The 13,301-nt window shown below is 64.0% G+C and carries 10 protein-coding genes; 6 read left to right on the top strand and 4 right to left on the bottom strand.

The window, feature by feature from the left end:
• Window positions 1–221: 221 nt before the first annotated feature.
• Complete coding sequence (locus AC3FMM_RS08610; protein WP_488686435.1) at window positions 222–1,943, top strand: amidohydrolase; 1,722 nt, start codon at window positions 222–224, stop codon at window positions 1,941–1,943.
• Window positions 1,944–2,048: 105 nt separating this feature from the next.
• On the opposite strand, the gene AC3FMM_RS08605 is transcribed toward AC3FMM_RS08610, so the two are convergent.
• On the bottom strand, window positions 2,049–3,017 hold the full coding sequence (locus AC3FMM_RS08605) for a Bug family tripartite tricarboxylate transporter substrate binding protein (RefSeq protein WP_116314032.1): 969 nt from the start codon (window positions 3,015–3,017) through the stop codon (window positions 2,049–2,051).
• Between the two features lie 61 nt (window positions 3,018–3,078).
• Complete coding sequence (gene argH, locus AC3FMM_RS08600) at window positions 3,079–4,584, bottom strand: argininosuccinate lyase (RefSeq protein ID WP_115713826.1); 1,506 nt, start codon at window positions 4,582–4,584, stop codon at window positions 3,079–3,081.
• A gap of 131 nt (window positions 4,585–4,715) precedes the next feature.
• On the opposite strand from argH, the gene AC3FMM_RS08595 reads away from it, so the two are divergent.
• The 5 genes from AC3FMM_RS08595 to AC3FMM_RS08575 all read left to right on the top strand — a co-directional run bounded on the left by AC3FMM_RS08595 (window position 4,716) and on the right by AC3FMM_RS08575 (window position 10,915).
• On the top strand, window positions 4,716–5,591 hold the full coding sequence (locus AC3FMM_RS08595) for a LysR substrate-binding domain-containing protein (RefSeq protein WP_018008210.1): 876 nt from the start codon (window positions 4,716–4,718) through the stop codon (window positions 5,589–5,591).
• Between the two features lie 196 nt (window positions 5,592–5,787).
• Window positions 5,788–6,795, top strand: a complete 1,008-nt coding sequence (locus AC3FMM_RS08590; RefSeq protein ID WP_115713825.1) for a LacI family DNA-binding transcriptional regulator — start codon at window positions 5,788–5,790, stop codon at window positions 6,793–6,795.
• Window positions 6,796–6,900: 105 nt separating this feature from the next.
• Window positions 6,901–8,235, top strand: a complete 1,335-nt coding sequence (locus tag AC3FMM_RS08585; RefSeq protein ID WP_116314034.1) for an FAD-dependent oxidoreductase — start codon at window positions 6,901–6,903, stop codon at window positions 8,233–8,235.
• On the top strand, window positions 8,232–9,917 hold the full coding sequence (ilvD, locus tag AC3FMM_RS08580) for a dihydroxy-acid dehydratase (RefSeq protein WP_115713823.1): 1,686 nt from the start codon (window positions 8,232–8,234) through the stop codon (window positions 9,915–9,917). Before AC3FMM_RS08585 ends, ilvD begins: the two co-directional genes overlap by 4 nt.
• A 23-nt stretch (window positions 9,918–9,940) precedes the next feature.
• Entirely contained in the window at window positions 9,941–10,915 is a 975-nt protein-coding gene (locus AC3FMM_RS08575; protein ID WP_115713822.1) for a Bug family tripartite tricarboxylate transporter substrate binding protein, read from the top strand.
• A gap of 151 nt (window positions 10,916–11,066) precedes the next feature.
• On the opposite strand, the gene AC3FMM_RS08570 is transcribed toward AC3FMM_RS08575, so the two are convergent.
• Window positions 11,067–12,089, bottom strand: a complete 1,023-nt coding sequence (locus AC3FMM_RS08570; protein ID WP_115713821.1) for a LacI family DNA-binding transcriptional regulator — start codon at window positions 12,087–12,089, stop codon at window positions 11,067–11,069.
• Window positions 12,090–12,264: 175 nt separating this feature from the next.
• Window positions 12,265–13,248, bottom strand: a complete 984-nt coding sequence (locus AC3FMM_RS08565; protein ID WP_116314037.1) for a tripartite tricarboxylate transporter substrate binding protein — start codon at window positions 13,246–13,248, stop codon at window positions 12,265–12,267.
• Window positions 13,249–13,301 lie beyond the last annotated feature (53 nt).

Genomic DNA, 13,301 nt, shown 5'->3' with positions numbered 1-13,301 from the left:
TTGCCCGTCGCCACACACGATGGACTAGTAGTGTCGGCAGGCAGGGCAACGCCTCGGCGGGATCGAGCCATCCGCGAAAATATTTGAAATATAAAACATCGTAACCTAAATTAAATGACGAAGGGCGGTCACACGACGGGACGGCTCTTCGTGCCGGTTGCCGGCGAGCGGTGGTGACGCTGGCATAGCACCTGCCAACAAGAAGGAAAGGGGAGCAAGCAATGAAACTCAGCTGGAGCAGGGGAGTGCCGGGCTGGCTCGGCTTGGCGGTCATCGTATTGCCGCTTGCGGGATGCGAGGGCTCGTCCGAGCCTGCCGCAGATACGGTCTACACCAACGCCAAAGTCCTGACCGTCGATGCCGCCAATACCGTAGCGCAGGGATTCGCCGTCAAGGAGGGGAAATTCCTGGCGATCGGATCGTCGACTGAATTGAGCAAGCATGTCGGCCCCGCCACGCGTGTGGTCGACATGGGTGGGCGCACCATTATCCCTGGCCTCAGCGACGGCCATCTGCATGGCGCAGGCGGCGGCCCGGGCATCGACCTGTCGCGCACGCGCAGGATCGACGATGTGCTGGCTGCGGTGCGCGAGGCCGTTGCCAGCCATGCGCCCGGCGACCTGCTGCAAAGCAACTCCGACTGGCATGAGGCCCAGTTGAAAGAAGTGCGCCTGCCTACGCGCGCAGAGGTCGACGCGGTGGCCCCGAACAACCCGCTGGTGCTGCACCGCGGCGGCCTGACGGCCATGCTCAACAGCGCGGCACTGGCCAAGTGGAATATCACCGAGAGCACGGTGTCGCCCGACGGCGGCATCATCCAGAAAGACAGCAACGGCCAACTGACCGGCGTACTGATTAACAACGCGCGCTCGCTGATGACGCTGCCCGCGCCGCCAACCTTCGACGCGGCGGCCCTGGAAGACATGCAGCACAAACTCAATGCGCTGGGGCTGACCAGCGTGCGCGTGCCAGGCATGTTCACGGGCACCGACGTGCCCTCGGCCTACGCCGTCATCCGCCAGCTTCAGGCCGCGGGCAAGCTAAGCCTGCGCTTCCAGCTGCTGCTCAACGCCATGGCGCCGGTGAACTCGGCCTCGCAGATCAAGTCGATCATTGCCTCGGCCCCGCTGCCGGCGGGCTCCGGCGACGAATGGGTGCGCATCTGGGGCGCGAAGACTTCGGTCGATGGCGGGTTCGAAGGCGGCTACATGAGCCAGCCTTACAGCGAACCGTACGGCAAGGGCGGAACGTTCTTCGGGCTGCCGCTGGTTTCCGGCCAGGCGTACCAGGAGGTGGTCGGCGAACTCTTCCGCAACAGGTACCGCGTGGCCGTGCACGTGGTTGGCGATGCGGCGCTGGACCAGGTCCTGACGGCGTGGGAAAACCTCCACAAGGCCAGCCCGGGCGCCGTCAAGGGCTGGACCATCGAGCATGCCTTCGTGGTCCGCAAGGAACAGCTCGAGCGCGTGCGCGCCCTGGGCGCCAGGCTGTCCGTGCAGGCCCACCTGTACGTTGCCGCACCGGTGCTGTCGAAGTACTGGGGACACGACCGGGCGGAACACGTGACCCCCGTGAAGACCTTCATGGATGCCGGATTCCAGCTCGTCGGCGGCACCGATTCCGCGAACATGCCGGTCAATCCGTTCTGGGCAATGTATCACTTCATTACCCGCGACACGATCACAGACGGTGTCTATGGTCCGGACGAGCGCGTGGGCCGCGTCGACGTGCTGCGCATGTTCACCATCCACTATGCCGACCTGAACGGCGAGGCTGATACCAAGGGCTCGATCGAACAGGGCAAGCTGGCCGACTTTGTGGTGTTGTCGGGGGACTATCTGACGGTGCCTGAGGTTGACATCCAGCATCTCCACGCCACTGCCACCTATGTCGGAGGTCGCCAGGTGTACCGCGACAATGGCACCTCGGTTCCGGCCTTCTGAGTCGAGCCGGAATCAGGCAGCAAGCTCACGTCGGCCCGTTCGGGCCGTCGTGCTTGCTGGCGACAATCGAGACGTCGTGCCGGTCGCTAGCCACACCAATCCCCGTCAATCCACACTCGCCCCCGACGCCCGCACCAGCTTCGCCCACTTGTCCGTATCGCGGCGGATCAGCACCGAGAACTGCTCCGGCGTCGAAGTCAGCGGCGCGGCCCCCGCCTGCACCAGCTTGTCCCGCATCGCCTTGTCTTGCGCGATGCGCGTGATTTCCTGCGACAAGCGCGTGGATACCTCGGGCGGCAACCCTCGCGGACCCACCACGCCGAACCAGACGTCGGCTTCATAGCCCGCAATGCCCGCCTCGGCCATGGTCGGCACGTCGGGCAGCGCCGGCGAGCGCGTGGCGCTGGTCACGGCCAGTGCGCGCAGGCGGCCGGCCTTCACATGCGGCAGCGAGCCCGGCAGGTTGTCGAACATCAGTTGCACCTGGTTGGCAAGCAGGTCGGCCATCGCCGGGCCGCTGCCCTTGTACGGCACGTGCACGATCTCGACACCCGCCATCGACTTGAACAGTTCGCCGGACAGATGGTTGGTGGTGCCGTTGCCGGCCGAGCCCATATTGAGCTTGCCGGGGTTGGCCTTGGCATAGCTGACCAGCTCGCGCACGTTCCTGGCCGGCACGTTCGGATTGACCACCAGGATGTTGGGCACGCCGGCGAACAGCGCCACCGGCGAGAAATCCTTCTGCGGATCGAACGGCAGCTTCCGGTAGAGGGTGGCGTTGATCGATTGCGTGCCCACCGTGCCGAACATCAGCGTGTAGCCGTCGGCCGGCGCCTTGGCTACGAGGTCCGAGCCGATGGTGCCGCCGGCGCCCGGCCGGTTGTCCACCACCACCTGCTGGCCGAGGGTTTCGGACAAGCGGGTGGCCAGTACGCGGCCGAGCAGGTCGGTGGTGCCGCCGGGCGGAAAGGGCACCACCATGCGGATGGGTTTGTCGGGGTAGGGGCCGGCCGTGGCCAGGCTCGTCGCCAGCGTCAGACAGGTGGCAGCCAGGGCATGTGCAAGGTTCTTCATGGGGGCAGGGTCTCCGTGGGACAAGGATAAGGGCAATGCCGGCTGCGGTGTGCGGCGCGGCTCAGCTTTGTGAGGCGAGGTGGTTGAGCGAGCGCTTCAGCGCCGCGCGCGCGGCGTCGAGGCGGGCGCGGGTGGCGTCAAGGGATTCGCGGGCATGATGCGTGGCGGCGCGCTGGGCGGCGATGTTGTCGCGGACCAGTACCGGCGCGGGTCCGCCGGCGGCCATGCGCGCGGCGACGCCCTGTTCGGGGTCGAGGCAGCGGGCGACCGCGGCGGCATCCAGTCCGGCCGCGCGGCCGGCGACGCGCATCGCGGCGGCATCGACCATGTCGGCGCTGATCTCGTCGGCGGGCAAGTGCTGGTCGAGCGCGTCGCGCACCACGGCACCGACGATGTGATGCGCCTGGCGAAACGACATGTCGGCCTCGCGCACCAGCGCATCGGCCAGGTCGGTCGCGGTGGAGAAATCGCGGCGCGCGCGCGCCAGCATGCCGGCACGTTGCGGCGTGGCGTTGGCGATCACCAGCCGCAGCAGCGACAGGCAGCGCAGGCATTCGTCGCCGGCCTCCCAGAAGCCGCGCATGCTCTCGCGGTTGCCGTCGCCCGAGTGCGTGAAATGGCTGCCCTTGAGAGCGGCCAGCGCGCCGGTCAGCAGGCCGAGCATGTGGCCGCCCTTGCCCTTCAGGTATTCCAGCACGACCGGGTTCTTCTTCTGCGGCATGATGCTGGAGGTGCCGGCGACGCTGTCCGGGAAGTCGATCAGGCCGAACTCGGGCGTGGCCCAGACGTACAGGTCCTGCGCCACGCGGCCCCAGCTGACCGCACCCACGGTGATCGCCGCCAGCATCTCCCAGGCAAAGTCGCGCGAGGCCACGGCGTCGAGCGAATTCGGCGCATGGGTGGAGAAGCCCAGCCAGTGCGCCGTCGCCGCGCGATCGATCGCAAAGGCGGTGCCGGCCAGCGCGCCGGCGCCGAGCGGGCAGGCATCCAGGCGCGCCAGCGCCTGCTCCATGCGCGCGATATCGCGGCCGAGCGACTCGGCAAAGCCGGCAAGGTAGTAGCCATAAGTGATCGGCTGGGCCGCCTGCAGGTGCGTATAGCCGGGCATCACCACCGCGGCATGGGCGTCGGCCCGCTCCAGCGCCGCCGTGCGCACCGCCAGCATCGCTTCCAGGATGTCCAGCGCCAGGTCGCGTGCACGCAGCCGGTCATGCGTGGCCAGGATGTCGTTGCGGCTGCGCGCGACATGCAGCCTGCCGCCGGCGTCGGCACCGGCCATCTGCATCAGGTGGGCTTCGTAGTTGAAGTAGGCGTCCTCGCGCGCAGGATCCAGCGGCACGGCGGCAGGCCCCTCCGCTTCGATGCGCAGCAGTGACTGCGCCAGCACCGCGGCAACGTCAGCCGGAACCAGCCCGGTGCCATGCAGCATCAGCAGGTGGGCCTGGTTGATATCGGTCAGGTAGCGAAAGCCGCTGCCGAATTCGCGCATCAGGCGGGGCAGGTAGATGTGCTCGCATACCTCGGCGGCGGTGGGCTGGGTCAGGCGTCGGCTGACTTTGGATTCCATGCTGTGTGATCTCCGAAACGATGGAGCCAGTATGGAAATCCGTCGCATATATCGTCAAATCAGTATTTCCGTCATGCCCATACGGATTTGATATGCTGCACGAAAACCGCTGACCCCAACCGTCGCCAGCCATGAACTACAAGCAGATCGAAGCGTTCCGCGCCGTCATGCTGACGCGCTCGATGACCGAAGCCGCCGCGCAGCTCCATACCTCGCAGCCCAACATCAGTCGCGTGATCGGGCAACTGGAACGCGAGGCGGGCTTCCGGCTGTTCGAGCGCGTCGGCAACCGGCTCGCGCCGACGGACGAAGCCGAAGCCTTGTTTCTCGATGTGGAGCGCTCCTTCGTCGGCCTCGACAGCCTGCGCGCGTCGGCCCGGTCGATCCGTGAATCCGGCGTGGGCACGCTGCGCATCGGCACCGTGCCGTCGATCGCGATGAGCGTGATGCCGCAGGCAATCCTGGCCTTCCGCGAGCGCTATCCGGACGTGCCGATCGCCGTGCATACCAATGATTCGCCCACGGTGGCCAAATGGACCGCGGCGCGCTTCTGCGATATCGGGCTGGTGTCGTACCTGGCCGAAACCACCGGCATCCGCAGCGAGTTGCTGCGCCGCGAGGACGGCGTGTGCATCGTGCCGGCGACGCACCGGCTCGCGCGCAAGCGCCGCCTGCACGCCAGCGACCTCGATGGCGAGCGCTTTATCTCGCTCACGCATGGCGACGGCACCCGCGCCACGGTCGACGCCGCGTTCGTGCCGGCAGACCGGCGCGTGCTGACCCTGGAGACGCCTTACGCGGCCACCATCTGCACCATGGTGGGCATGGGCCTGGGCGTCAGCGTGGTCAACCCGCTGGTGGTGCGCAGCCTGAAGCCGGCGGGTGTCAAGGCGATCCCGTTCGAGCCGGTGATCGCTTTCGAGAGCCACATCCTGTTCAATCCGCAGCGGCCGGTGCCGGCGCTGGCGCAATGGTTCCTGGCGTGCTTGCGGAAAGTTACTGGCTAGGCTGAAAACTGCTGGAGGGATGGCTCCGTTCGTTCCCGTACATGTCAGTATCGCCAGTGCGTGGTGGCCGGATCCGCCATGAGTTCATTGTGAAAATGGCCTGTGGACCAGCGGCACTTCCGGTGTCGGGGCGGCCTCGAAGGGTTCGTTTAGAATCCGGGGCATTGACAGCAATGTGTGCAATTCCTACCTCACCATGAGCAAGCGGCTTACCAGCATCGACATAGCCAACCTGGCAGGGGTTTCACAAACCACCGTCTCCCGTGTGCTTCAGGATTTGCCATCGGTGAAGCCGGAGACCAAGGCGCGGGTCTTAAAGGTCATACAAGACTACGAGTATTCGCCCAGTGCGGCAGCTCGACAGATGAAGACGCGTCGCAGCGGGACGGTTGCGGTGGTGATCGCGAGCCTGTCTAACCCGTTGTACCCGATGCTGCTCCAACTATTAGTTGATCGGCTCGCTAGTCGGGGCTTCCGCACAACGGTCTGGGAGCTCGAAGGAAAGATGGACGAGGCAACGGTGCGTGCGCTCGCCGAGAGCGCTACCGATGGCGTTATCTTTGCCGCCGCGCTGGATGAATCCAGGGAGATGCTGGCCCGAGTCGCGGCCGAGAAGCCGATCATCCTGATCCATCGCTCTGTCGGAACCGACTTGTTCGACACCATCGTGAGCGACAACTATGCCGGCGGCCGCCGGGTTGCAGACTATTTCGTGTCCGCGGGCAGAAAGTGCATTGGCTTGATCTCGGCCGCGTCCAGCAAGAGTTCCAAGGCAAGCACGATCCGCGAACGCGAGCGAGGCTTCATGGAAGGGCTTGGCGCGTTGAGCCAGGGGAACGCCTTTGTGCGGGCCGATGCCGCCGACTTTAGCTACGAGTATGGCTTTCGGGCGATGCAGACACTGCTCGCTGAACGCCCTGATGTCGATGCAGTGTTCTGCACCAATGACATTGTTGCGATCGGTGTGCTGGATGCCGCCCGTCGCAGTGGCAAGCAAGTCCCGGGCGATCTCTGGATCGTCGGCTATGACGATATTCCCATGGCGAGGTGGGAGTGCATCAGCTTGAGCACTGTCCAGCAACCCTTGCCTGCCATGGTCGAGCAGGTGGTAGACCGGCTCCAGCGTCGTATGACTACGCCGGAGCTGGCCCCGTACACCTTTGTGCTCCCTAATGATCTCGTATTGCGACGCACAACATCCTGAGCTTGGCAGTTTTACGATTGCGCTTATAATGACTACGTAACCAAACTAGTGGGAAAGCGTGATTGACCGGCGGGAAGCCGCATCACGCGTTTTTTTGAGGGAAAAATGACTACGTATTCATTTGGTGCGGTGTCCGAGCCTGCTCGGTCGACATCCGTGTTTCGCACTGCAGACGTGTGCGTCGTTGGAGGTGGCGCTGCTGGGGTAGCCGCCGCCATTGCCGCGGCGCGGACGGGTGCCAAGGTACTGCTTCTGGAGCGCGAAGGCTTTTTAGGCGGCACCCTGACGTCGGTGAGCCTGGGCAGCATCTGTGGGCTCTACGCGGTCACGGATACAGAGATACAGCAGATTGTGGGTGGGTTCTGCAACGAAGTCATCGAGCGACTGCGGTCACTTGACGGCCTCGGGGAAACGACTCGATGGCTCGAGACAGCTTCGCTGCCTTATGACCTGTTCGCCATGAAGGTCGCCCTCGATCAACTCGTCCAGGAAGCAAAGGTCGAGGTCTTGTTTCATGCACTGGTGGTTGGGGTCGCGATGAAAGAGCGCGAACTGGACGCCGTGCTGATCGAGACCAAGGAAGGGCGACTCGCCATCCGGGCAAAGTCGTTCGTGGACTGCTCTGGCGATGCCGACCTGGTGAACTTCGCCGGCGCGCCTTTCGAAATTTCGGAAGGCGATCTTCAGTTTCCTACCACCATGGTGCGGTTCGGCGGCGTAGACACCGACTCGCTGGCCCGCTTGAGCCGTCCGGCTCTTCGCGAAAGGCTTGAGCGGGCTGTCGCCGACGGCTACGACCTTCCTCGCACCGCAGGCGGCGTATTTGCCGAACGGCCAGGGCTTGCGCATCTGAACATCACGAAAGTGGCGGTGGACGGCAAATCGCCCAACCCGTTCGACCTTAGTGTCATGTCACGGGCAGAGATTGCGGGGCGGCAACAAGTCTGCACATACCTGAAGGCATTCCGGAAGTACGTGCCGGGATTCGAGTCGGCCTTCGTCATGGATACGGGCGCGGTGATCGGCATCCGTGAAAGTCGGCGTACCGTCGGGAGCTACGTCCTCACTGACAAGGATGTTCTCGAAGGAGCGCGCTTCGACGATGCCATCGGGTGCTGTGCATGGCCAATGGAGGACCACGCTGCGGGCAGGGCGACCAAATGGATCTGGTTGCCGCCTGGCACGTACTTCCAGATTCCCCTGCGTTCGCTTCTGCTGGAAGGCTTCGACAACCTGATGGTGGCTGGCCGTTGTGCATCGGCCACTCATGGCGCGCAGGCCTCGATCAGAGTCACCGCGCAATGCTTCGCCATGGGCGAAGCGGCCGGACATACCGCTGCAACGGCAGCGGCACGCGGCATCAGCGTTCACCATGTTCCGGCGTCCGATATCCAGCAGGTGCTGGAAAACAATGGTGCCTTCCTTGGAGCCTTGCAATGAATTCCCCGAAATACCGTAGCAATTTCGCCCCGGGTACGACCCGTTGGGCACTGCGCAAGGCCCAGTGGCAAGCCCTGGGACTGAGCGATGCCGATCTGGACAAGCCGAAGATTGCCGTGGTCAACACCTCGTCGGAGCTGTCGAGCTGCTTCAGTCACCTCGATGGCGTATCCGCCCACGTGAAGGCGGCGATCCGCGCGGCAGGGGGCGTACCCTTCGAGGTCCGCACCGCCGCCCCCAGCGACTTCATTACCAGCGCAGGCAAGCAGGGCCGCTACATCCTCCCGTCCCGCGACCTGATCGTGAACGACATCGAGGTGCAGGTCGAGGGCGCACAACTCGACGGCATGGTCTGCCTGGCTTCCTGCGACAAGACGACGCCCGGACAAATGATGGCCGCTGCGCGGCTAGACATTCCGACACTGGTGGTGATTTGCGGCTATCAGGCCAGTGGTCAGTACAAGGGCGAGCATGTGGACATCGAAGATGTGTTCGAGAAGGTCGGCATGCACGTGACTGGTCAACTCTCCTTCGAGGACCTGGACGGCATGTGCAAGCGCGCCGTGCGCAGTCCCGGTGTGTGCGCGGGTCTTGGGACTGCCAACTCCATGCACATCGTCTGCGAGGCATTGGGTCTGACGCTGCCAGGTGCCAGTCCGGTCCTGGCCAACTCTCCGGCGATGGTCGACCAGGCCCGAGCCGCCGGCGCACGCATTGTCGAGATGGTCAATGAAGGTCTGACGCCTCGCAGCATTCTGACGCCGGCGGCCTTCCGAAACGCCGTGCGCGTCGCATTGGCACTGTCGACGTCGATCAACGTGCTGCGCCACCTGCAAGGTGTTGCGGAGGAAGCCGGCACGGATGTGGATCTCTACGATCTGTTTGACCGGCTTGGCCGCGAGGTGCCGTTGCTTGCGACCGTCAAGCCCAACGGTCCGCACCGTACGGAGGAGCTTGAAGCGGCCGGTGGCACCCTTGCGACGATCAAGCGTCTAACCTCTATGATCGAGCAGGAGTGCCTGACGGTCTCCGGCAAGACGTGGCAGGCAATTCTCGACGAATACGAGGCGCCTTCGCCGTCGATCCTGCGCACGTTGGACAATCCTGTCTCTACGAAACCGTCGCTGGTCATCCTGAAGGGATCACTTGCACCCGAGGGTAGCATTCTCAAGCTCGGCAATGCCGGCGAGAAGGCGGAGAGCTTTCGTGGCAAAGCGATGGTGTTTCACTCTCAGGAGGAAGCTATCGCGGCATTGGCGGAGGGACGTATCACGGCGGGGACCGTAGCGTGCCTGCGTGGCATGGGGCCGATTGGTGGTCCAGGCGTGGCCTTGGCGTCGTCATTCGTCGCAGCCGTCGAAGGCGCGGGCTTCAACGGCAAGGTCGCCGTCGTGACCGATGGCCAGCTATCTGGCTTGAACCGAGGGGTCGCGGTCGGTCAGGTGTGCCCCGAAGCCGCAGCCGGTGGCCCTTTGGCTCTTGTCCGGGATGGCGACGAGATCGAGATCGACATTCCCGGACGGCAGATCAACTTGCTTGTCGACGAGAAGGAGATGGCTTCGCGTCGGGTCGACGCAGCACCCATCCAGGGGGCTGCGGAGCAAGGCTGGCTGAACATCTACAGCAAGACGGTGAAGCCGCTCGCCAGGGGCGCGGTACTGATTCCCATCCATCCTCGATAAACCAGACTTGGAGGAGACACATCATGAATGCATTGATCAAAACTGCGTGTCGTGCGGCCATCGCGGCTTCGGCCTTGGCCTCAGGTATCGCCATGGCAGCCTACCCCGATAAGCCTGTGCGCATTGTTGTGCCATACCCGCCGGGTGGCGCATCCGATACGACCGCGCGGGTGCTGAGCGAAAAGCTGAAGGAAGTCACCGGTGCCACCTTTGTGGTCGAGAACCGGCCCGGCGCAAACGGAAATATCGCGGCCGAGATGGTGGCCAAGTCGCCGGCAGATGGCTATACGCTGCTGATGGCGAACGTCGGCCCGAATGCGATCAGCCAGTCGATCTACCCGAACCTCGGCTACGACGTCAACAAGAGCTTCGCCCCAATCGGGCAAACCACCACGGTGCCGATCGTGCTGGTGGCCGGACCGAAGGTCAAGGCGGCGGATATCAAGGGGCTGGTGGCAGAAGTCAAGGCCAATCCGGGTAAGTACACCTTTGCGTCGGCCGGCAATGGCTCCTCCAATCACCTGGTTGGCGAGATGTTCAACTCTGGGCTGAAGACGGACATGATGCACGTGCCCTATAAGGGCGATGGCCCGGCTCTGACCGATGTGATGGCCGGGCAGGTGTCCATGATGTTCACTACGGCCGTCGCTGCGCGTCCTTTCGTGACTGGAGGAAAGCTCAAGCTCATCGCTGTGGCAAGTAAGAAGCGCGTGCCGGCGTTCCCCGATGCACCGACAATCGATGAATCCGTGCTTAAGGGATTCGACGCCTCTTCGTGGGGCGGTCTCGTTGCACCCGCCGGAACTTCGCCGGAAATCATCAAGCAACTGAGTGCCGCCCTGATGAAGGTGCTTGCCATGCCGGAAGTGAAGAGCCAGTTGGCGACGCTTGGTGCCGAAGTGGTGGCAACCAGGCCTGACGAGTTTGCCCGCTATATCAAGAGCGAAACCGACAAGTGGGGCGCTGTCGCGAAGTCGGCAAAGGTGGTCGCTGAATAAGCCAGCCCGGAATGCGAACGGCCCTTGAGACCTGGTCTGGTCTCAAGGGCCGATTGCGTTTGTCCCGTCGCGCTGTCCGGGACATCGGCAAAGCGGCAAGCCCAAAGTCCCCTCTACGATTTGGGGCGCTGTTTTCCGCGCCCGCACGGGACTAAGGCGCCGCTATGATTTTCACCGCAGCAGTACTTTCCCGAGCGATCAGCTCCGGCTCGAATTCGTCCTGCAGATCGTCCCGCCGTGCCGCGCCTTCTATCTGCGCAATAATGTTCCGCGCGGTCAGTTCCCCGATACGCACGGGATTCGACCGCATGGTTGTCAGGGTCGGCGTGATAAGTTCTGCGACCTGCCAGTCCCCGAAACCGGTCACAGAGATATCGTCCGGAATGGAACGGCCCAGGGCGCGGCACTCGGCGATGGCGGCGACCGCGATGAAGTCGTTTATGCAGATCAGTGCGGTAGGCCGATGTGGACTGGTCAGGCAGGCGCGCGCCGCGGCGCGCGCCGGCTCGACCTCATAGGGCGTGGGCAGGACCAGTTCCTCGCGCAGTGCGATGCCATGTTCGCTGAGCACGTCCTTGACGCCTTCGAGCCGCTGGACCGACAGGTGCTGGGTATGCAGCGGCCCCGGGAGGACGGCGAATTCCCGGTGCCCAAGGTTTACCAGATAGGCGGTCAGCCGCCGCATCGCGAGCCGGTTGTCGTAGCCAACCGTCGGATGGCTGCCTTCGCGATCCGTTGCCCACATCAGCACATAGGGGACATTGTGCTTATGGATCAGCGAGAAGACGTCGGGGTGGTGCTGCGAGCCGATGATGGCGATGCCGTCCACGCGCCGCTCCAGCATTTCCCGCGCGCAGCGCAACTCGATTTCGCTGTTGTCGCGATGGCACGTCAGAAGAACGGTATAGCCGAGCGCTTCGAGCTGCTTCTCCAGGCTGTCCACGGCTCTGGCGTACAGTTCGTTCATCAGCGTCGGGGCGATGATGCCGATGGACATGGTCCGTCCCGAACGCAGGATCCGGGCAGCGGCAAAAGGCACGTAGTCGAGGCTGGCAATCGCTTCCTGCACGCGCTTCAGCGTCTCAGGCCGCAGCAGTTCAGGTGCCGACAACGCGCGCGATACGGTGGCGGAAGACACGCCGGCAAGGAGAGCGACCTGTTTCACGTTGACCATATTCGGCATGCCTCGAAAACGAAGGGAAGAGCAAGGTTGGAGTGAAGGATGAGCCCGTCCAAGGGTGCCCTGGCGGCCCAGCCCGACGCCGCATTGTATCGTCGAGGGACAAGTCCGCTGGTCAGGAACGCCATGCAAGCGCCGGTCGAGGCCATGCGACCGGCGCTTGCCGCGGCTAGTCGAGCCGCACCTTCGAAGAGTCCGCAACCTTCTTCCACTTGGCGAGTTCGGCGCGAAGGAAGGCGTCAAATGACTCCGGCGTGCCGCCGACGATCTCGGCGCCCTGAGCCAGCAGCTTCTCCCGGATGTCCTGATATTGCAGCGCCTTGTTGAACTCGGCATTCATCTTGGTGATGATGGCCGCCGGGGTGCCCGTCGGCACCATGAAGCCGCCCCAGGATACGGCCTCATAGCCGTTAATGCCCAGTGCTTCGTCTACCGTGGGAACATCCGGCAAGGACGGTAGGCGCTTCTTGCTGGTGACCGCAAGCGCGCGCAGCTTGCCGCTTTTGACCTGCGGCATGCCGGCCAGCGCCGTCGGCAGCGCGACATGGATCTGCCCGCCCAGCACGTCAGTCAGCGAGGGTGCGTCGCCCTTGTAAGGGACATGCGCCATCTTGACGCCCGCCATGGTATTGAGCAGCTCGCCCGCCAGGTGGTTGCTCGCCCCGTTGCCTGCCGAGCCGAAGGTAATCTCGCCAGGCTTATCCTTGGCCATCGCGATCAGTTGCTTCAGATCCTTGATGGGGGAGTTCGCCGCCGTGACGATGACCAGCGGAACCGTGGTCGCCAGGATCACGGGCGCGAAATCCTTGACCGAGTCATAAGGCAGTTTCGAATAGACCGCAGGATTGATGGCATTCGGTCCAAGGTTGGCCATCAGCACCGTATATCCGTCCGCGGCCGATTTCGCTACCAGTTCGTTGGCGATGATGCCGTTGGCGCCCGGCCGGTTCTCGATGACGACCGATTCTCCCCAAGCCTGGCTAAGCTTTGCGCTCAGCAGCCTGGCGGTGACATCCGAAGCGCCCCCGGGCGGATAGGGCAGGACCACCCGGACCGGCTGGGCGGGCCAGTCCTTGGCCGCCGCGTGCGGCGAGGCGGAGATCGCTGCCAGGCAAAGCAGGGCGGCGGACGCTTGTCGTAGATATCGATGCATGATGGGTCTCCTGTCTCCTGATGCGATCCTGCTTCGGGATCGCGCTTGTGCTA

Source organism: Cupriavidus sp. 207A1 (genome assembly GCF_057798955.1).
The sequence above is the reverse complement of the archived record's forward strand: the minus strand, read 5'-3'. Positions and strand labels throughout refer to the sequence as shown.